The 17,706-nt window shown below is 66.1% G+C and carries 15 protein-coding genes; 12 read left to right on the top strand and 3 right to left on the bottom strand.

Going from position 1 to position 17,706, the window contains the following annotated elements:
• Window positions 1–123 precede the first annotated feature (123 nt).
• A complete protein-coding gene (locus ACQHI0_RS29040) occupies window positions 124–2,655 on the top strand; it encodes an N-acetylmuramoyl-L-alanine amidase (RefSeq protein WP_427904938.1) in 2,532 nt (843 codons plus the stop codon).
• 74 nt (window positions 2,656–2,729) lie between these two features.
• Here the strand turns inward: ACQHI0_RS29040 and ACQHI0_RS29035 are convergent, their stop codons facing one another.
• The gene (locus tag ACQHI0_RS29035) at window positions 2,730–3,557 is read right to left on the bottom strand and encodes an HAD family hydrolase (RefSeq protein ID WP_427904937.1); all 828 of its coding nucleotides are present in this window, start codon (window positions 3,555–3,557) and stop codon (window positions 2,730–2,732) included.
• An 86-nt stretch (window positions 3,558–3,643) separates the two neighbouring features.
• Between ACQHI0_RS29035 and ACQHI0_RS29030 the strand changes: the two genes are divergently transcribed.
• Genes ACQHI0_RS29030 through ACQHI0_RS29005 form a run of 6 tightly spaced genes read left to right on the top strand, consistent with a single transcriptional unit; the run spans window position 3,644 to window position 11,479 of the window.
• Window positions 3,644–4,621 carry an ABC transporter permease gene (locus tag ACQHI0_RS29030; protein ID WP_427904936.1) on the top strand — a complete coding sequence of 326 codons (978 nt, stop codon included), beginning with the start codon at window positions 3,644–3,646 and terminating at the stop codon, window positions 4,619–4,621.
• Entirely contained in the window at window positions 4,618–5,586 is a 969-nt protein-coding gene (locus tag ACQHI0_RS29025) for an ABC transporter permease (protein ID WP_427904935.1), read from the top strand. The genes ACQHI0_RS29030 and ACQHI0_RS29025 overlap by 4 nt, the downstream gene beginning before the upstream one ends.
• Window positions 5,583–7,427 (top strand): dipeptide ABC transporter ATP-binding protein, encoded by a 1,845-nt coding sequence (locus tag ACQHI0_RS29020; RefSeq protein ID WP_427904934.1) that lies wholly within the window; start codon window positions 5,583–5,585, stop codon window positions 7,425–7,427. The genes ACQHI0_RS29025 and ACQHI0_RS29020 overlap by 4 nt, the downstream gene beginning before the upstream one ends.
• Window positions 7,428–7,461: 34 nt before the next feature.
• On the top strand, window positions 7,462–9,138 hold the full coding sequence (locus tag ACQHI0_RS29015; RefSeq protein ID WP_427909340.1) for an ABC transporter family substrate-binding protein: 1,677 nt from the start codon (window positions 7,462–7,464) through the stop codon (window positions 9,136–9,138).
• 32 nt (window positions 9,139–9,170) lie between these two features.
• A complete protein-coding gene (locus tag ACQHI0_RS29010) occupies window positions 9,171–10,841 on the top strand; it encodes an ABC transporter family substrate-binding protein (RefSeq protein WP_427904933.1) in 1,671 nt (556 codons plus the stop codon).
• Window positions 10,838–11,479 carry a hypothetical protein gene (locus ACQHI0_RS29005; RefSeq protein ID WP_427904932.1) on the top strand — a complete coding sequence of 214 codons (642 nt, stop codon included), beginning with the start codon at window positions 10,838–10,840 and terminating at the stop codon, window positions 11,477–11,479. Before ACQHI0_RS29010 ends, ACQHI0_RS29005 begins: the two co-directional genes overlap by 4 nt.
• A 75-nt stretch (window positions 11,480–11,554) precedes the next feature.
• On the opposite strand, the gene ACQHI0_RS29000 is transcribed toward ACQHI0_RS29005, so the two are convergent.
• Window positions 11,555–12,394: a hypothetical protein gene (locus tag ACQHI0_RS29000; protein ID WP_427904931.1), complete on the bottom strand. Its 840-nt coding sequence runs from the start codon at window positions 12,392–12,394 to the stop codon at window positions 11,555–11,557.
• On the bottom strand, window positions 12,360–13,466 hold the full coding sequence (locus tag ACQHI0_RS28995) for a type IV toxin-antitoxin system AbiEi family antitoxin (RefSeq protein WP_427904930.1): 1,107 nt from the start codon (window positions 13,464–13,466) through the stop codon (window positions 12,360–12,362). The genes ACQHI0_RS29000 and ACQHI0_RS28995 overlap by 35 nt, the downstream gene beginning before the upstream one ends.
• Before the next feature lie 35 nt (window positions 13,467–13,501).
• Here ACQHI0_RS28995 and ACQHI0_RS28990 point away from each other — a divergent pair, with 35 nt between their 5' ends.
• From ACQHI0_RS28990 to ACQHI0_RS28970, 5 genes are all read left to right on the top strand, one after another.
• A complete protein-coding gene (locus tag ACQHI0_RS28990; RefSeq protein ID WP_427904929.1) occupies window positions 13,502–14,239 on the top strand; it encodes a FadR/GntR family transcriptional regulator in 738 nt (245 codons plus the stop codon).
• An 18-nt stretch (window positions 14,240–14,257) separates the two neighbouring features.
• On the top strand, window positions 14,258–14,941 hold the full coding sequence (locus tag ACQHI0_RS28985; protein ID WP_427904928.1) for a sterol desaturase family protein: 684 nt from the start codon (window positions 14,258–14,260) through the stop codon (window positions 14,939–14,941).
• 126 nt (window positions 14,942–15,067) lie between these two features.
• Window positions 15,068–16,483 (top strand): MFS transporter, encoded by a 1,416-nt coding sequence (locus tag ACQHI0_RS28980; RefSeq protein ID WP_427904927.1) that lies wholly within the window; start codon window positions 15,068–15,070, stop codon window positions 16,481–16,483.
• A gap of 54 nt (window positions 16,484–16,537) precedes the next feature.
• The gene (locus tag ACQHI0_RS28975; protein WP_427904926.1) at window positions 16,538–16,741 is read left to right on the top strand and encodes a heavy-metal-associated domain-containing protein; all 204 of its coding nucleotides are present in this window, start codon (window positions 16,538–16,540) and stop codon (window positions 16,739–16,741) included.
• A 15-nt stretch (window positions 16,742–16,756) separates the two neighbouring features.
• Window positions 16,757–17,695, top strand: coding sequence for a hypothetical protein (locus tag ACQHI0_RS28970; RefSeq protein ID WP_427904925.1), 939 nt, complete (start codon window positions 16,757–16,759; stop codon window positions 17,693–17,695).
• The last annotated feature ends 11 nt before the right edge of the window (window positions 17,696–17,706 follow it).

The following is a 17,706-nucleotide window of genomic DNA, read 5'->3' as shown; positions in this document are numbered from 1 at the left end:
CACTTAAGCCTCGAGTTGAGGTTGAGATGTGTGACGTATGTTAACTAGTGTGATGCGTGAGGTTAGAGGAAGCAAGCATCACATGCGCGGAAAACACGAGCTCGACCCTGATAGGAGTCGCACGTGCGATACCGAAAGCCGAAACGTTCCTACGTGCTCCCGGTGGTCACGACCCTCGTTGTCGCCGCACCGGTCGGTGCGTTCGCCCTCAGCGACTCGACCGATTACCGCAGCGCGAACGATTCCCAGGTCGCGGCCGTGCCTGCGCAGATGGCCGAAGTGGCGCTGAACGGGGTTCCCGACATCACGGTCCCGCTGCGTGAGCTGACCGGCCTCGATCTGCCCGACCTGCATCTCTCGGATCTGCGCATGCTGCAGCTGCCGAGCTCGATCCCGGTCCCCCCTGGACTGCCGGTTCCGCCGGGCGTGGCGCTGCCCACCGAGATCCCGCTGCCGCAACTGCCGACGAAACCGCAGCCGACACCGACTCAGCAGGCGACGCCGGGCGCCGCGACTCCCGCCCCCGGAGCCGCCGCACCACCGGCGCGTCCCCCGGTCCCGAGCACAGCGGTCCCGACCGCGCCCCCCGCCGTGCCCCGAGCGCAAACCACTGCTCCGGCCGCTCCGGCCCCCGCGCAGGCAGCTCCGGCCCCCGCTCCGGCCCCAGCTCAAGCAACTCCCGCCCCGGGTGCACCCGCCCCAGCTCAAGCAGCTCCCGCCCCGGGAGCACCTGCCCCAGCGCACGCAGCTCCGGCCCAGGGCGCACCTGCCCCAGGAGAGCAGGCGCCAGCGGCTCCCGCCGCTCCTTCTCCCGCTCAGGTGGCCCCAGCTCCAGCTCCGGCCGCGCCGACATCAGCCGCACCAGCACCGGCCGCCCCGCCGCCCGCAGCGGCCGCACCTGCCGGTGCTCCGGTCTCCCGAAGTAGTTCTGCCGGTGCGAAATTCATCGCTGACCCGGAGAACCTCGAACCCGGCACCACGCCCGACACGCCCGCCCTCTCCCCGGGCGCGGTCGGCGCCGACGTCATCGACCAGGTGGGCGCGCAGGTCAAGGAACTCACCCAGGAAACCCCGTTCAGCATGGTCGCCGTCACCGCGCGCGATCTGGCGAACACCACCACCAAGCTCCGGGCCCGCCAGCAGGACGGCAACTGGGGTCCCTGGTACGACGCCGATCCGATCGACACCAGGGCCACCGATCAGACCCCGGCCGACGCACCCACCGGCACCGAGCCGATCTACGTCGGCGAGACCACCGCGGTGCAGATGCTGGTCACCCGCAAGCCCGCCGCGGGCCCCGACCACGACCCGGCACACCTCACCGAGGCCGCGCTCAAGGCTGTGTTGATCAATCCGGGCCGCGCCGCGATCGATGCCGCGCTCAACGACGTCGCCGCGGCACTACCCGGCGGCGGACCCAAGGTCATCACCCGCGCGCAGTGGGGTGCCGACGAGTCGATCCGTTGCGAGGAACCCACCTACGACGACGGCGTCGGCGGCATCACCGTGCACCACACGGCCGGTCGCAACGACTACAGCCGCTCCGAATCGGCGGGCATCGTCCGCGCGATCTACGCCTATCACGCCGAGACGCTCGGCTGGTGCGACGTCGGCTACAACGCGATGGTCGACCAGTACGGCCAGATTTTCGAGGGCCGCTACGGTGGCCTCGATCGCGCGGTCCAGGGCGCGCACGCGGGCGGTTTCAACGAGAACACCGCTGGTGTGGCGCTGATGGGCAACTACGAGACCGAGGAGCCGAGCAACGAGGCGATCAACGCGATCGGCAAGTTCATCGGCTGGCGGGCCAAGCTCGCCGGGCTCGATCCCCAGGGCGAGACCACGATGTACTCCGAGGGCACCGAGTTCACCCCGTACGCACAGGACGAGGCGGTCGACCTGCCGGTGGTGTTCGCGCACCGCGACGTCGGCAACACCGACTGCCCCGGCGACGCCGCCTACGCGCTGATGGACCGCATCCGCGGGATCGCGGCGGGCAATTCCGGCACCTATACCTCACCGCCGACGGTGAATCGTCCGCCGAGTCAGCAGGCCCGTGCCCCGCAGGGCAATATGGCCGAGCTGGGCGCGATGGTCGACAAGTTCCTCGGCCTTTCCGGTGACAACGCGATCGCCAAGTACTGGGTGGCCAAGGGTGGCGTCGACGGTCCGCTCGGCGCGCCGCAGTCGGACCTGATCTCGGGTGCGCAGGGGCGGCAGTACGCGAAGTTCGCCAATGGATTCGTCTACTCGGGCGAGGGCGGTGAGGTGTTCGAGGTGGTCGGCGCGATTCTCGACCGGTACCTGAGCCTTGGCGCCGACTCGGGTGTGCTCGGCTTGCCGACCGGCAGTTCCTACTCGGTGCCGAATGGTCTTCGCACTGATTTCCAGCACGGTTCGCTGGTGCTCAACGAGCTCACGGGCATCGTCACGACGTTCTGGAAGACCTACGACGAGACCTACAAGCAGGAAATGAACGGTCAGCCGAAGCCGGACCAGGCACCGACCCTCGGACTCGCGGTTCCGGCCCCTGCCGAACCGCGTGCACCCGCTGATCCGCAGGCAACGCCCGCCGAACCCGCACCGATCGAACAGGCTCCCGTCGAACAGATCCCGGCTGACCCGCCGGGCACCGAACCCGCCCCGATCGGCTGACCCCCGGTCACGGCGAAGAACGGCCGGTGCACCCTCCGAGCGAGGGGCACCGGCCGTTTTAATTCTGGCGAGGACTAACGCCACCAGCGCTCGAGGACCATCGCCACTCCGTCGTCGATATTGCTGCCCGTCACCTCGTCGGCCGCCGCCCGAGCCTCGGGGTGCGCATTGCCCATCGCGACGCCGTGCCCGGCCATCGCCAGCATCGGCACATCGTTGGGCATGTCGCCGAAGGCCACGATCGACGAGTTCTCGACGCCGATACGGCGGGCCACCTCGGCCAGGCCGGATGCCTTTGTCACCTGGGGGACCGCCAATTCGATCAAGCCGCTCTCGGTGGAGTAGGTGATCTCGGCGCGGTCGCCGATGAGCGGGGCAAGGGCGGCGCGCATGTCGGAGCTGCGGGCCGAGCTGAGGCGGACAAGCATCTTGATCGCGGGCGAGTCGATCACCTCGGCGTGCGAGACGACGGTGTCGTCGGGGTTGAGCCAGGCGTGTTCGTAGGTGGGCGAGCTGACGAACTGCTGGGTCACGGCGTCGTGTGCGCTGGCGCCGACTCGCTCGGTGGCCAGCCCACAGCCGGGTAACGCGCGTTCGGCGACCTCGGCCAACCAGCTCAGTGTCTCGACGTCGAGCGTGTGGCTCGACAGCACCCGATCGGTGGCGCTGTCGTAGACGACCGCGCCGTTTCCGCAGATCGCGAGCGGTGCGTACCCGAGTTCGCTGACGACCGGTTCGATCCAGCGCGGCGGGCGGCCGGTGGCGAGCACGAAGGTGGCGCCGTCGGCGACGAGGGCCCCGACGGCGGCCTTGGTGCGGGCCGAGATCTTGTCGGAGTCGTCGATCAGCGTGCCGTCGACGTCGCTGGCCACCAGCCGCGGTTTCGGGTGCAGGTGCGTCATCCCATCTATCCTGCCGCACGTCGCCACGCGGGGACGCCGGAGTGTCCCTATGATCAGGGCCTGATTACCCGATCCAGAGGGGACTGATGACCGGCTTCCTGTTGCGACGCACACTCAACTACGTTGTGCTCCTTCTGCTGGCATCGTTTCTGACGTTCAGCCTCGCCTCGCTCACGTTCAACCCGCTCGAGAGCCTCGAGCAGCGAAATCCGCGCCCGCCGCAGTCGGTGATCGACGCCAAGGCCGAACAGTTGCATCTCGACGAGCCGATCCCACAGCGCTATCTCACCTGGCTCGGCGGCGTCGTGCAAGGGGATTTCGGGACCACCCTGGCGGGGCAGCCGGTGAGCGAGGAACTGGGCAGGCGGGTGGCGGTGAGTCTGCGGCTGCTGATTCTCGGGTCGATCATCGGGACGGTGCTCGGCGTGCTGATCGGTGCCGCGGGCGCGATCAGGCAGTACAGGTTCAGTGACTATTTCTCGACGGTGCTGTCGCTGCTGATCATTTCGACACCGATCTTCTTGCTGGCGACGCTGCTGAAATACGGTGCGCTGCAGATCAATACGATGACCGGTTCGCAGATCTTCCTCTACACCGGTGAGACCTCGGCCACCCAGATCACCGGATTCTGGAACCAAATGGTCGACCGTGCACAACATTTGGTGCTGCCCACCTTGGCGCTGGCACTCGGCGCCATGGCGGGATACAGCCGCTACCAGCGCAACGCCATGCTCGACGTGCTGCACAGCGATTTCATCCGAACCGCCAGAGCCAAAGGCCTGACCCGTAATCGGGCGCTCTACAAACACGGCCTGCGCACCGCGCTGATCCCGATGGCCACCCTGTTCGCCTACAGCCTCGGCGGGCTGATCACCGGCGCCACCTTCGTGGAGAAGATCTTCGGCTGGCACGGCGTGGGTGAATGGCTCATCGATTCGATCAATGCCCAGGACCTCTACGTGGTGGTGACGGTGACCGCGTTCGCCGGACTGGTGGTGCTGGTGTCGGGGCTGCTCTCCGATGTCGTGCTCGCCCTGCTCGACCCGAGGGTGCGCGTCTCATGACCGAAACCGAACTCATCGTCGTCGGCGCCCCCGAGGCGGCCGCCGCCGGGCGGCGCAAACTGGTGTGGCGCCGGTTCCTGCGCAACAAGCCCGCCGTGGTCGGCGCGGCGATCCTGTTGCTGCTGCTCGTGGCCAGCTTCGCGTTGCCGCCGCTGCTGCCGTGGGACTACCAGCAGATGGACTACAAGGCGCTGATGAAACCGCCGAGTCCCGAGCACCCCTTCGGCACCACCCAGATCGGCCAGGACGTCCTCGCCCAGACCATGCGCGGACTGCAGAAGTCGCTGATCATCGGCTTCTGCGTGGCGTTCTTCTCCAGCATCATCGCCGCGACAGCGGGTGCGGTGGCCGGGCTGCTCGGCGGCTGGACCGACCGCGCCATCATGTGGCTGGTCGACCTGCTGCTCGTGGTCCCCGCCTTCATGATCATCGCGCTGTTCGCTCCGCGCACCAAGGGTTCCGGTTCGATCGTGATCCTGATCGTGCTGCTGAGCGTGTTCGGGTGGATGATCGCCGCCCGCATCATCCGCGGCCTCACGCTGAGCCTGCGTGAGCGCGAATTCGTCCGCGCCGCACGGTATATGGGCGCGCCTACCCGCACGGTCATCATCAGCCACATCATCCCGAACATCGCCTCGATCCTGATCATCGACACCACCCTCGCGGTCGGCGCGGCGATCAGCGCCGAAACCGGTTTGAGCTTCCTGGGTTTCGGCGTGCAGCCGCCGGATGTGTCGCTGGGTTCGCTGATCGCGGCCGGCACCAAATCGGCGCTCACCTACCCGTGGTTGTTCCTGTTCGCCGGTGGCCTGCTGATCACGATCGTGTTGTGCGCCAACCTGGTCGGCGACGGCCTGCGCGACGCCTTCGACCCCGGTGCCCGTGGCGCGCGCAGAGCCCGCAAGGAGGTCGCCGAGCACAAGGACCAGGCGAAGGTGGAGTTGAAGAAAGCCGAGAAGCGATGACCGCGTCGACCGCGCCCCTGCTCGAAGTCACCGACCTGCGGGTTTCGTTCCCCGGCGAGGAAGGCCGCGTCGAGGCCGTGCGCGGGGTGAACTACACCGTCGCCGACGGCGAGGTGCTGGCCATCGTCGGCGAGTCCGGTTCCGGCAAGTCGGTGTCCTCGCTCGCGGTGATCGGCCTGCTGCCCGACCAGGCGCGGGTGCAGGGATCGGTGCGCCTGCGCGGTCGCGAACTGCTCGGACTCGGCGACAAACAGCTGTCGAAGCTGCGTGGTTCCTCGATCAGCATGGTCTTCCAGGATCCGCTCTCCGCGCTGACGCCGGTGTATCGGGTCGGTGATCAGATCGCGGAAGCCCTGCTCGCACACGGCAAGATGAGCCGAAAGGACGCGGGCGACCGGGCGATCGAGCTGCTCGAACTCGTCGGCATCACCGATGCCATGGCCCGTTCCAGGGCGTTCCCGCACGAGTTCTCCGGCGGCATGCGCCAGCGCGTGGTGATCGCCATGGCCATCGCCAACGATCCCGCCCTGATCATCTGCGACGAACCGACCACCGCGCTCGACGTGACGGTGCAGGCCCAGATCCTCGACCTGCTGCGGAAAGCCAGGGATATCACCGGCGCCGGCGTCATCATGATCACCCACGACATGGGGATCGCGGCGACCGTCGCCGACCGCGTCGCAGTGATGTACGCGGGCAGAATTGTCGAAACAGCGCCTGTCACCGAGCTTTTCGCGGCGCCACGGATGCCGTACACCGTCGGCCTGCTCGGTTCGATTCCGCGCATGGACGGCCCACCGCGCACGCCGCTGATCCCGATCCTCGGTGCGCCACCGGCCATGCACGCCCTGCCGCCGGGTTGCTCGTTCGCGCCACGCTGCCCGGTCTCGATCGGCGACTGCACCGCCGCCGAACCTCCGCTGGAGAAGGTGAGCCCCGGTCACGCGGTGGCCTGCATTCGCACCGCCGAGGTCGGCACGCACCAGCTCTTCGAGGCCTACCGCGAGGAGATCCCCGCCCCGGCGCGCCCCGACCGCACCGACGACGACGTGGTCCTGCGCGTCACCGACCTGGTGAAGACCTTCCCGCTCACCTCCGGTGTGCTGCTGCGGCGGCGCACCGGCGAGGTCCGCGCGGTCGACGGCATCAGCTTCTCGGTGCGCGCGGGCCGCACCCTCGCGCTGGTCGGCGAATCCGGTTCGGGCAAGTCGACCACGCTGTCGCAGATCATGGACCTGGCGCGGCCGCAGTCGGGCAGCATCGAGGTGCTCGGCAACGATGTCGCCACCCTCACCAAGGCGCGCACCCGCGAGATCCGGCGCAAGATGCAGATCGTCTTCCAGGACCCCAGCTCCTCCCTCGACCCGCGCCTGCCGATCTTCGACGTCCTCGCCGAGCCACTGCGCATCGACGGCCGGTCTCGCGAAGAGGTCAATCGGCGCGTACCGGAGTTGTTGCGGCAGGTCGGATTGCGGCCCGAGCACGCCGATCGCTACCCGTCGGATTTCTCCGGTGGACAGAAGCAGCGCATCAGCATCGCCCGCGCGCTGGCCCTCGACACCCAGCTGCTTGTCCTCGACGAGCCCGTTTCGTCGTTGGACGTGTCGATCCAGGCCGGCGTGCTCAACCTGTTGCGTGATCTGCAGGCCGAGCGGGGACTGTCCTATCTGTTCGTCTCCCACGACCTGTCGGTGGTGCGCAATCTCGCCCACGACATCGCGGTGATGCTGCAGGGCAAGATCGTCGAATCCGGTCCGGCCGAGCGGATTTTCGCCGATCCTCAGCACGAATACACACGTTCGCTCATCGCGGCCGTACCGGAACCCGTTGTCAGCGGGTAGGAGCCGAGCAGGAGGTGCCATGAGAACCCGACGCATGCACGCACGCGGAGCCCGATTGCGCTGTGCCGCTGTGGTAGTGGCAGCGGGGATGATCGTGGCCGGTTGTGGGGGCGGCGGGGAGTCGGCCAGCGGTCTCAGCGATGCGATCGGCAGCACCAGTGATGTGAACCCCACCCCACGCGAGCAGCTTCGCGAGGGTGGCAACCTGCGCCTGGCCACCACCGACTACCCCGCCAACTGGAACATCCTGTCCAACGACGGCAACAACGGTGAGATCGGCGAGATCGTGTGGACGATGATGCCGCGTTCCTTCGACATCGACGCGGCGGGCCAGCTCAGCATCAACACCGATTTCTTCACCGATATCCAGCTGACCGGCACCGACCCGATGCAGGTGACGTATTCGATCAACCCGAAAGCGGTCTGGTCGGATGGTTCGCCGATCACCTGGGAGGACCTCGCCGCGCAAGCGCACGCGCTGAGCGGGCGCGACAAGAGCTACCTGATCGCGATCACCAACGGTTTCGAATTCGTCGACAAGGTGGAGCGCGGCGTCGACGACCAGCAGGCCGTCCTCACCTTCAGCAAGCCCTACGCCGACTGGCGCGGCCAGTTCTCCGGCAACTCCGCCCTCTACCCGAAGTCGGTGACCAGCACGCCGGAGGCTTTCAACACCAGCCTCACCGATGCGATCACGCTCACCGCCGGGCCGTTCATCGTCAGCGACACCGACCGCGGTCAGGGTCGAATCACCCTGGGCCGCAACCCTAAATGGTGGGGCGACAAACCAGTACTCGACACCATCACATACAGCGTGCTCGGCCACGAGTCATGGGTTCAGGCACTACAGAACAACGAAATCGACCTCATTCGCCTGACCACCATCGACGACGTGAAAACCGTGCGCGGCACCGAAGGTCTCGTCGTGCGGCGCGCTCCCGGTAATCGCTGGCGCCACATCACCTTCAACGGCGCGCCCGGCTCGATTCTGGCCGAAGAAGGGGTGCGCGTGGCGATTTCGAAGGCGATCGACCGCGTCGGCATCGTGAACGCCTTGCAGAACGGGCTGGTCGAAGACCCGAAGCCGCTGAACAACCACGTCTTCCTCCAGGGCCAAAAGGGCTACCAGGACAACAGTCTCGGCTTCGACCCCACCGCCGCCGCCGCGCAACTCGACGCGCTCGGCTGGAAACTCAACGGCGCGGTGCGCGAGAAGGACGGCCGCAAGCTGGTGATCCGCGACGTCATGTACAACGACCCCACCTGGGTCCAGGTAGCCCAGATCATCCAGCAGAACCTGGCTGCCATCGGCGTCCAGCTGAACATCGACACCAAGCCCGCCGCGGGCCTTTTCACCGACGTCATCCAGCCCGGCGACTTCGACGCCGCCCAGTACATCTACCAGGGCGACCCCTTCCCCCTGAGCAGCATCCGCCAGATCTACTACTACGACCCCAACGACCTCCAGGGCAACTACGGCCGCATCGGCTCCCCCGAACTCAACGCCCTCATCGAACAAACCCTCACCGAACTGGACCCCGCGAAGTCCATCGAGCTCGCGAACCAGGTCGACCGCAAGGTCTTCGAGGAGGGCCACTCCCTGCCCCTGATGCAGTCCGACGGCAGCGTCGGCGCCCGCACCACGCTCGCCAACATCGGCTCGCCTGGATTGGCAACCTACGACTACACCAAGATCGGCTTCGTGAAGTAGACCTCCGCCACGCGCGGAAAGGAAGGACCACTGTGCGAATTCGCGCGCTAGGTACCAAGTTCGCAGTTCCGTGCGTGGCAGTCGGCCTGATTCTGTCGGGCTGCTCCTCTGATAACGGCGTCACACCAGGCACCGCGACCATCGGCAGCACCAATGACATCAACGCTCATGATGTGGCGGATCTGCGCGATGGCGGCAATCTGCGGCTGGTGTTGAGTTCGTTCCCGGAATCGTTCAACTATCTGCACGTCGACGGCGGTACTGACAGCACCGGCGATGTGATCGAGCCGATGCTGCCGGTGGCGTACACCAGCAATGCCGCCGGTGAGCTGTCGATCAACCACGACTATTACACCGATATCCAGCTCACCGGCGACAACCCGCAGCAGGTGACCTACACGATCAATCCGAAGGCTGTGTGGACCGACGGGACGCCGATCACCTGGGAGGACATGCGATCGCAGGCGGCGGCGCTGAGCGGGCGCGACACCGCTTATCTGATGTCGTCGACCAGCGGTTTCGAGCGGGTGGAGAAGGTCGAGCGTGGTGTCGACGACCGGCAGGCGATCGTCACCTTCTCCCAGCCCTATGCCGAATGGCAGGGGCAGTTCAGCCCGCTCTATCCGAAGGCCGCCACCGAGTCCGCCGCTGCGTTCAACGACCGTGATCGCAATGGGCTCGCCGTGAGCGCGGGCCCGTTCCAGATCGGCACGCTCGATCGTGGACAGAACCGAATCACGCTGACCCGCAATCCGGCCTGGTGGGGTGCGACGCCCAAACTCGACACCATCACTTTCAGCGTGCTCGACAGTTCGGCGTGGCTGCCCGCGATCCAGAACAACGAACTCGACATCGCCTACATGTCGGGCATCGAAAATGTCACCGGCGCGAAGCAGGCAGCGGGCGTAGAGCTGCGGCGCACGCCGGAACCAAGCTGGTCACACATCACGTTCAACGGCGCGCCGGGTTCGCTGCTCGAAGATCCGCAGGTGCGGATCGCGATCTCCAAGGCGATCGACCGGCAGGGCATTGTCAACGCCGCCCAGAATGGCGTCGTCGAGGATCCGAAGCCCCTCAACAACCACATCTTCATGCAGGGGCAAAAGGGGTACCAGGACAATTCGGGACCCATCTCCTTCGACCCAACCGCCGCGGCGAAGATGCTCGACGACCTCGGATGGAAGCTCAACGGCGACGTGCGCGAGAAGGACGGCCGCCGTCTCGAACTCCGCGACGTGATGTACCAGCAGGACGGTTGGGTCCAGACCGCGCAGATCGTGCAGCAGAATCTGGCCCAGATCGGGGTGAAGCTGAACATCCAGACCATCCCGGGCAGTGGCCTTTTCAAAGATGTGATCGATCCGGGCAACTTCGAACTCGCACAATTCACGTGGGGCGGTAGCTATCTCCCCTTGGGCGCGTTGCCGCAGATCTACGCCTATGACCCGAACAACCTGCAGTCCAACAAGGCTCGGATCGGCTCACCGGAACTCAACGCCCTGATCGAGCGCACCATCGCCGAACTCGACCCGGACAAGGCGCGCGAGCTGGCGAATCAATGCGACCAGATGATCTTCGCCGAAGGCTATTCGATTCCGCTGCAACAGGCTTCGGGTACGTACGCGGCGCGGGCAGACCTCGCCAACTACGGCGCCTTCGGCCTCGCCTCGGCCGACTACACCAAGGTCGGCTTCCTGAAGTGAGTTCCGGCCCGGCGCGCGCACTCGTCTATCCGCTGCTCGTCACGAGCGGCACCCTCGCGGTCATCGCCGGGTGGGTGCCGTTTGCGGATCTCGATCAGGTGAGTGCGCTCGCGGTGGTCGGTCTCGCTGTACTCGCTTACACCGCTTATCAATTGGGGCTTGCGTTCGGGGTGTTTCCGTCAGGGTTGGTTGCGACGGGGACAGTGCGTGGTAGGCGGGTTCGGCAGCAGTATCGGCTGGTCAGTCGGTCGTGGCTGGAGATAAGCAGTGGGGATCGGATGGTGTGGCAGCCGGTTTTCTATGAGCCGGTGCTGTCGGCGCTCACTCCAACCGACCTGGAATTGACCGGGCGAGCTATCCATCATGGGGATGCGCGCTTTTATCCCTCGGGTCGTGTCCGCACCACCGAGCCGACGGGCAAGCTCGTCGACAATCCCTCGCGGCCCACCGATCCACCCGTGTTCGGGATCGCCCGCAGGCTGATCCTCGACGTCCAGCCGGCGATCGGCGCTCCGCTCGTCGGCCTGCTCTGGGTCTATGTCATGAGCGGTGGACTCGGCGCGTTCGTCGCCGCCACCACGGTCGCCGCCGCGGCCTTCACCTGGCTTTCCGCCATCCGCGGGTCCGACCCCAGCTGACCTCGTCTTTCTACCTCGTGACTATTCCTGTGATGCGTTCATTCCGAATGAACAGCGAACTAGAATGAACTCGAGTCATCGGTCCGACGTGCCGGAGTCCGTCGACAACCGCGGTTCGCGCTCGCCGATCCCTCTGGTCAGCGCGATGAGTCGCTCGTGCGACCGATCGAAGACTCCACGCATGTCCCGAGCAAGACGGACCTGCAGCGGAGGATCCTGAACCATCGCTCTGACCTGGGCTAGTTCAGGTACACCGAGGAGGGCCGCGATAGCGTTGCCAATCCTGTGGGCGCCTGCTAGCGCAGTGTCGTAGTCATACATCTCGACTAAGCCGAAATGGCTCTCGTACAACTCCTCGAGGAGCTGCGCCGTGTCACTCCATTCGAGCATCGTCCGCAGGTCGACCGCATCCTTCGTACTGGTCCAGTGCCGGTCGAACCACGCGACCAGTTTCAAAAGCACCTGCGCGGCGATCGAAGGGATTCGGACCACGAGTTGACCAGGGAGCAAGACTGTCTCCGCAGAGCCGAAAGCTTCACGGAATCCCAGCGTGTTCATCGTGAAATCACCCGGCCAAGCGACAGTCCGGTCAGCGGCTTCGATCGCACCACAGGGGATGATATCGACGGGAATGCCACCGATGGCGATCCGATGCGAATGCCGATCTTGGGCGCCGAACATCGAACCGAGTTGCCACACTTCGTCCCAGTCTGCAACGCCGACGGCGATATCCACGTCATGGGTTGCTCGTTCGGGAGTCGCACCGGTAATGCTGTGCGCCAACATGTTCCGTGCAGTAGCGCCGACAACCAGGAAGTCGACTCCGGTCCGGCTTGCGACAGCGTCCAATTCTCGAAGGACTGTTGCAGCCAGGTTGATCTCAAGATCTGTCGATCTCGACAAGTCGAGGGTCACCTTTTCTGATCCTTTCAGCATGAGCGCGTTGACGCGAATCGCCAGATGCCCACATGTCGGCAAAGATCAACGTGCTCGGCACCAGCGGATCAAGTGGCTCAGTCGGCCTCCAAAACCGCTGTCGAATAATCACATTCGGTTCGTCACCGGCACGATGCCACCGACGCTCGGCGGCGAGCGCTCGGGGCAGGACGTCCACATAGAGGATGCCTGTCGTCGAGCGGAGCTCGGAATCCAGTTGCGAGCCCGCCGCTTCACCTCCTAATTGCGCCCTCTCGACAAGAAGGGCAGACATCGCTTCCAACCACCAGGCATTGGAGTTGTCGGCGAAATCCGCCATGCTGATCCGTGGCACGACAGCAGTGGAAAATGCCTCTGTCCAGCGGTCAAGTAGCTCGCGCCCATTTAGAAGCTGCCGTCGTTCACCGACCGACGCCACATAGCCACTGCGTTCCAGCTCGCTCATGACGATCTGTGCGGTTCCGAGAGACGTCCCACTGCGCTCGGCAATATAGCGCAAGGGCATGTTGATCGCATCGCTCCAGCTGAGCAGCGTGAACAGCACCTTCGCACCTGCTGGGCTGAATGCTCGTGGAGCGCGTGCGGACGCTGGTCTCGCCGTGGAGCGTCCCGAATTGCCTACGACGCACACATACAGCGATGGCCAGGCAAGGGTCATGTTGCCGACCGTGTCTACAAAGTCGATTTCGCGGCGCTGCAGAACTTCTGCCGCCTCACGCGAAATATGTGGTGCTACCAGGAGCAGTGGTAGCTCGGTCGACGGCAGCGCACGAGCGACCGAGCTGGTGATTCGTCCGCGGATTTCAACGGCATACGTTCGATCACCGCGCGAGCCCGCATCGAGGCGCGCGATCAGATCGGAACCGGAGCCAGGCCGCTCAGTGGTCTCCAATGTCTCGAAGGAAATTCCACGGGCATCGAGATGGCTCATCGCCGCGTCAAGGATGTTCATCATTCCTTGACGTTCATTCAAGGTGAACATGAGTAGATAATGAACGTTCGAGACGGGATGCGCAAGCATACGATAGCCCTCGGCGACTGGTATGACCACTTGACCTCCTGACCTATTCGCGGCACGATGGGGGTATGGCGTGGACTCCTGTGGTGAAGCGGTCGGTTTCCGGTGATGTGTTCGAGCAGATCGCCGCCGAGGTGCTGGGTGGGGAGTTGGCGGTGGGCAGCACGTTGCCGAGTGAGCGGCAGTTGGCCGAGGCGTTGGGGGTATCACGGCCCGCGGTACGGGAGGCGTTGCAGCGGTTGGCGGCGGCGGGGCTGGTTGCCGTGCGGCAAGGCGAGGCGACGACTGTGCTCGATTATCGGCGCAGCGCTGGGCTGGAGGTGCTGCCGCGACTGTTGCTCCGGGGGGATTCCATCGATCCGGCGGTGGCTCGCAGCATTCTCGAGGCGCGGTTGCACAACGGGCCGAAGATCGCCGAGCTCGCCGCCGCGCGGGTTCGATCGCGGGGGGCCGTCGAGCCGCGGATCGAGGGCGAATTGGCGCTGCTGGGCGAATCCGCCGATTCGCTTGCCGCCGAATCGGATCCACTGCTCCAGCAGCGGATAGCGCTCGAATTCTGGGACCACATCCTCGATCTCGCCGATTCGATCGCCTTTCGGCTGATGTATTCCATGCTGCGCGCCGCCTATGAACCCGCATTGGCCGCGCTGGCGCCGATCATGTCCGCCGAGGTGGGCAACGCCGACGCCTATCGAGACCTGGCCGCCGCGATCGCCGCGGGCGAGCCGGAACGGGCCGCCGACACCGCCCGAGCACTGCTCGAGCCGGCGACCACCGCCCTCATCTCCGCCCTCGACGGGGCATGATCCACCCGAGGAAACACCATGATGAATGACCGTCCGACAACGACGTCGCACTCCGCCCGCACGGTCCGCCGCAGCTTGACGTTGCGCGCGGCGGCGCACGAATTCCTTCGGCATCCGTCTCCGTGGATGATCGCCACGGTATTCGTCGCCACGCTGGCAGCCCGATTCGCGGTCGGTGATTGGCAGCTCACCGACGCCATGGTCCCGGTGGTGATCGCGGCCATGTTCCCGCTCATCGAGTGGATCATCCACGTCACCGTGTTGCACTGGCGACCAAGGCATCTCGGACCCCTGACCATCGACAGCGAGCTGGCCCGCAAACACCGCGAGCACCACGTCGACCCCCGTGACATCCCACTGATCTTCATTCCGCCGAAGTCGCTGTTGCTCACCATCGTCGCCCTGGTCGCGATCGCCCTACTTGCCTTCCCTCGCACAGGCCTCGGACTCACCTTCCTGCTGACCATCACCACACTCGGCCTGCTCTACGAGTGGACCCACTACCTGATTCACACCGACTACAAGCCCCAACATGCGCTGTACCGGGCTATTTGGCGCAACCACCGCCATCACCACTACAAGAACGAGCACTACTGGTTCACCGTGACCACCTCCGGCACCGCCGACCGCGTACTCGGCACCGCCCCGGACCCCGCCACGACTCCGACCTCCCCCACGGCGCGCAACCTTCACGCCGACTAGTTCCGGGCAGCACTCCGACCCGGCTCGCATCGTCACGCGAGCCGGGTTTTTGCTTGACAAGTTAATACCCTAGGGGGGTATGGTACCGAGCACACGAGATGCATTCCGCTCGAAAGGACGAAAGTCGTGACTACGCAATCGCAATCCACCCGGAAGTGGTGGGCGCTGGCGGTGATCGCCGCCGCGCAGTTCATGGTCATCATGGACACTTCGATCATCGGGATCGCGCTGCCGAAGATGCAGGCCGAGCTCGGGTTCACGCCGGGGAATCTGACGTGGGTGTTCAACGCCTACGTGGTTGCCTTCGGCGGCCTGCTGCTGCTCGGTGGCAGGCTCTCCGACCTGCTCGGCGCTCGCCGGGTATTCGCCGCGGGGTGGGTGGTACTGGGCATCGGCTCCGTCATCGCCGGTGCCGCGGGCAATGTCGGCGTCGAGCTGGCGGGGCGGGCGATCCAAGGCGGTGGCGCGGCGCTGATCGCACCTTCCGCGCTCACCCTGCTGATGATGCTGTTCGGCGGCTCACCGAAGGAACTCACCAAGGCGCTCGCCGTATATGGCGCGGCCGCACCCGCGGGTGGTACCGCAGGCGTGTTCCTCGGTGGCGTGATCACCGAATACATCAGCTGGCCCTGGGTCTTCTACATCAACATTCCGATCGCGGTGCTCGCGCTGATCGCCGTGCCACTGCTGATGCCCGCCGCACCGGCCAGGAAGGGATCCATCGATATCGCCGGATCCGTCACTGTGACAGCCGGTTTGGCGGCCGCGGTGTACGCGATCGTGCAGGCACCGGAGGTCGGTTGGGCGTCGGGTGAGACCTTGGGTGTGCTGGCCCTGGCCGCCGCACTGCTGGCCGGCTTCGTCGCCATCCAGTCCCGGCGCAACGAGCCGCTCATGCGGCTGAGCATCTTCCGCGCACCGAACCTCGCCGCTGCCAACTTCGCGCAGTTCGCGCTGGCCGCCGCGTGGGTGCCGATGTGGTTCTTCCTCAACCTGCATCTGCAGCAGGTGCTCGGGTACAGCGCGTTCCCCTCGGGTGCGGCACTGCTGCCGATGACCACGCTGATCATGCTCGGCATGGTGGTGCTCGCCCCGAAGGCGATGCAGCGGTTCGGTGCCAAGCCGATGATCGTCACCGGCCTGATCGTGCTCGGCCTCGGGCTCGGGGTCATGTCGCTGGTGCGGCCGACCGGCAACTTCTGGGTCGACGTGCTGCCCGCCTCGCTGATAGCCGCGGGGGGTATGTCGCTGGCGTTCATCCCCTCGCTCGGCACCGCCATCTCGGCGGCGCGACCCGAGGAAGGCGGGCTCGCCTCGGGCATCGTCAACGTGAGCTACCAGGTGGGTTCCGCGCTCGGCCTTGCCGCGATGACGGCGGTGGCTGCCGCGTTCGGCGCGGGGAAGCTCGGCGACGCCTCGGCGCTGACCGACGGCTACTCCGCGGCCTTCCTCGGGGCCGGGGTACTGGCACTGGCCGGTGCGGGTATCACCGCCGCGGTCATGCGCACCCCGGCGGCGGACAAAGCCGACGCGACTGTTTGACAAAGTACCCTAGGGGGGTATGGTAATAATCAAGAGCGAAACGAGGAGAGTTCCATGAGCACCACCACCGTCACCGTCAACGGCATGACCTGCGGTTGCTGTGTCAACAAGGTCCGCGACAAGGTCGGCGCCCTGCCCGGCGTCACCGGTGTCGACGTCGACCTGGCCGACGGTTCGGTGACCATCGAAGGCACCGAACCCGAACGCACCGCCCTCGCCGACGCCGTCACCGCGGCCGGCTTCCAACTCGCAGACTGAAAGCGGAGCATCCCGATGAACGCAACAGGCAAGTTCGCCGGATTCACCCTCGGCCTCGCGGCGGTCTTCGGGATCGCTCTGGCGGCCGGCGCCCTGGTCGGTCCGGAACCCTCCGAACCGGCCGGGCACGGCGAACACTCGACCACGGCGGCACCGTCCGCCGATCTACCCGGCGGGCTGCTCGCCACGGATCAGGGCTACACGCTCGCCCTGGACAAGCCGAACACCACCACCAGCCCACAATCGCCGACCAGCTTTCGCATCCTCGACGCGAACGGCGCACCGGTCACGAAGTACGTGAACAGCCACGACAAGGACCTGCACCTGATCGTGGTCCGCCGCGACATGGCGGGCTTCCAGCACGTCCACCCGGTGCTCGATCCGGCCGGGACCTGGACCGTTCCGCTGAACCTCAGCCGGGGCGGTGACTACCGGGTCTATGCCGACTTCACCCCCGAGGGCGGGTCGAACCTGACACTCGGCGCCGATCTGCGGGTCGCGGGCAACTACGACGTGCAGGCGCTCCCTGCCCCCGCCACCACCGCCCAGGTCGGCGAGTACACGGTCGCGCTGAACGGCACGGTCACCCCGGGCACGGCATCGCAGGTGACGCTCTCGGTCAGCCGCAACGGCGCACCGGTCACCGACCTCCAGCCCTACCTCGGCGCCTATGGTCACCTGGTCGCACTCCGTGCCGCCGACCTCGCCTACCTGCATGTTCACCCGGAGGGGACACCGGGCGACGGGGTCACCCCCGCCGGCCCCGGCATCGACTTCGTGGTGAACGCACCGAGCACCGGCGACTACCGCCTGTTCCTGGACTTCCAGCACCAGGGCGTGGTCCGCACCGCCGAGTTCACCGTGAACGTCGCCACGCCGAACGCCACCGGCGCAGGCAACCCCGCCCCAACCAGCACACCCGCCGACCACGGCACCCCCGGCCACGGCCACTGACCCCACCCTTT

The organism is Nocardia sp. FBN12, from assembly GCF_050320175.1.
GTDB lineage: Bacteria > Actinomycetota > Actinomycetes > Mycobacteriales > Mycobacteriaceae > Nocardia.
This window is presented reverse-complemented; position numbering and strand designations above follow the sequence as displayed.

What these genes read in the sequence shown, in the direction of transcription:
- ACQHI0_RS29035 (WP_427904937.1), bottom strand. Translation starts at nt 3,557, where the DNA reads ATGACGCACCTGCACCCGAAACCGCGGCTGGTGGCCAGCGACGTCGAC.
- ACQHI0_RS28975 (WP_427904926.1), top strand. Translation starts at nt 16,538, where the DNA reads ATGAGCACCACCACCGTCACCGTCAACGGCATGACCTGCGGTTGCTGT.
- ACQHI0_RS29025 (WP_427904935.1), top strand. Translation starts at nt 4,618, where the DNA reads ATGACCGAAACCGAACTCATCGTCGTCGGCGCCCCCGAGGCGGCCGCC.
- ACQHI0_RS28990 (WP_427904929.1), top strand. Translation starts at nt 13,502, where the DNA reads ATGGCGTGGACTCCTGTGGTGAAGCGGTCGGTTTCCGGTGATGTGTTC.
- ACQHI0_RS28970 (WP_427904925.1), top strand. Translation starts at nt 16,757, where the DNA reads ATGAACGCAACAGGCAAGTTCGCCGGATTCACCCTCGGCCTCGCGGCG.
- ACQHI0_RS29030 (WP_427904936.1), top strand. Translation starts at nt 3,644, where the DNA reads ATGACCGGCTTCCTGTTGCGACGCACACTCAACTACGTTGTGCTCCTT.
- ACQHI0_RS28985 (WP_427904928.1), top strand. Translation starts at nt 14,258, where the DNA reads ATGATGAATGACCGTCCGACAACGACGTCGCACTCCGCCCGCACGGTC.
- ACQHI0_RS29015 (WP_427909340.1), top strand. Translation starts at nt 7,462, where the DNA reads ATGCACGCACGCGGAGCCCGATTGCGCTGTGCCGCTGTGGTAGTGGCA.
- ACQHI0_RS29020 (WP_427904934.1), top strand. Translation starts at nt 5,583, where the DNA reads ATGACCGCGTCGACCGCGCCCCTGCTCGAAGTCACCGACCTGCGGGTT.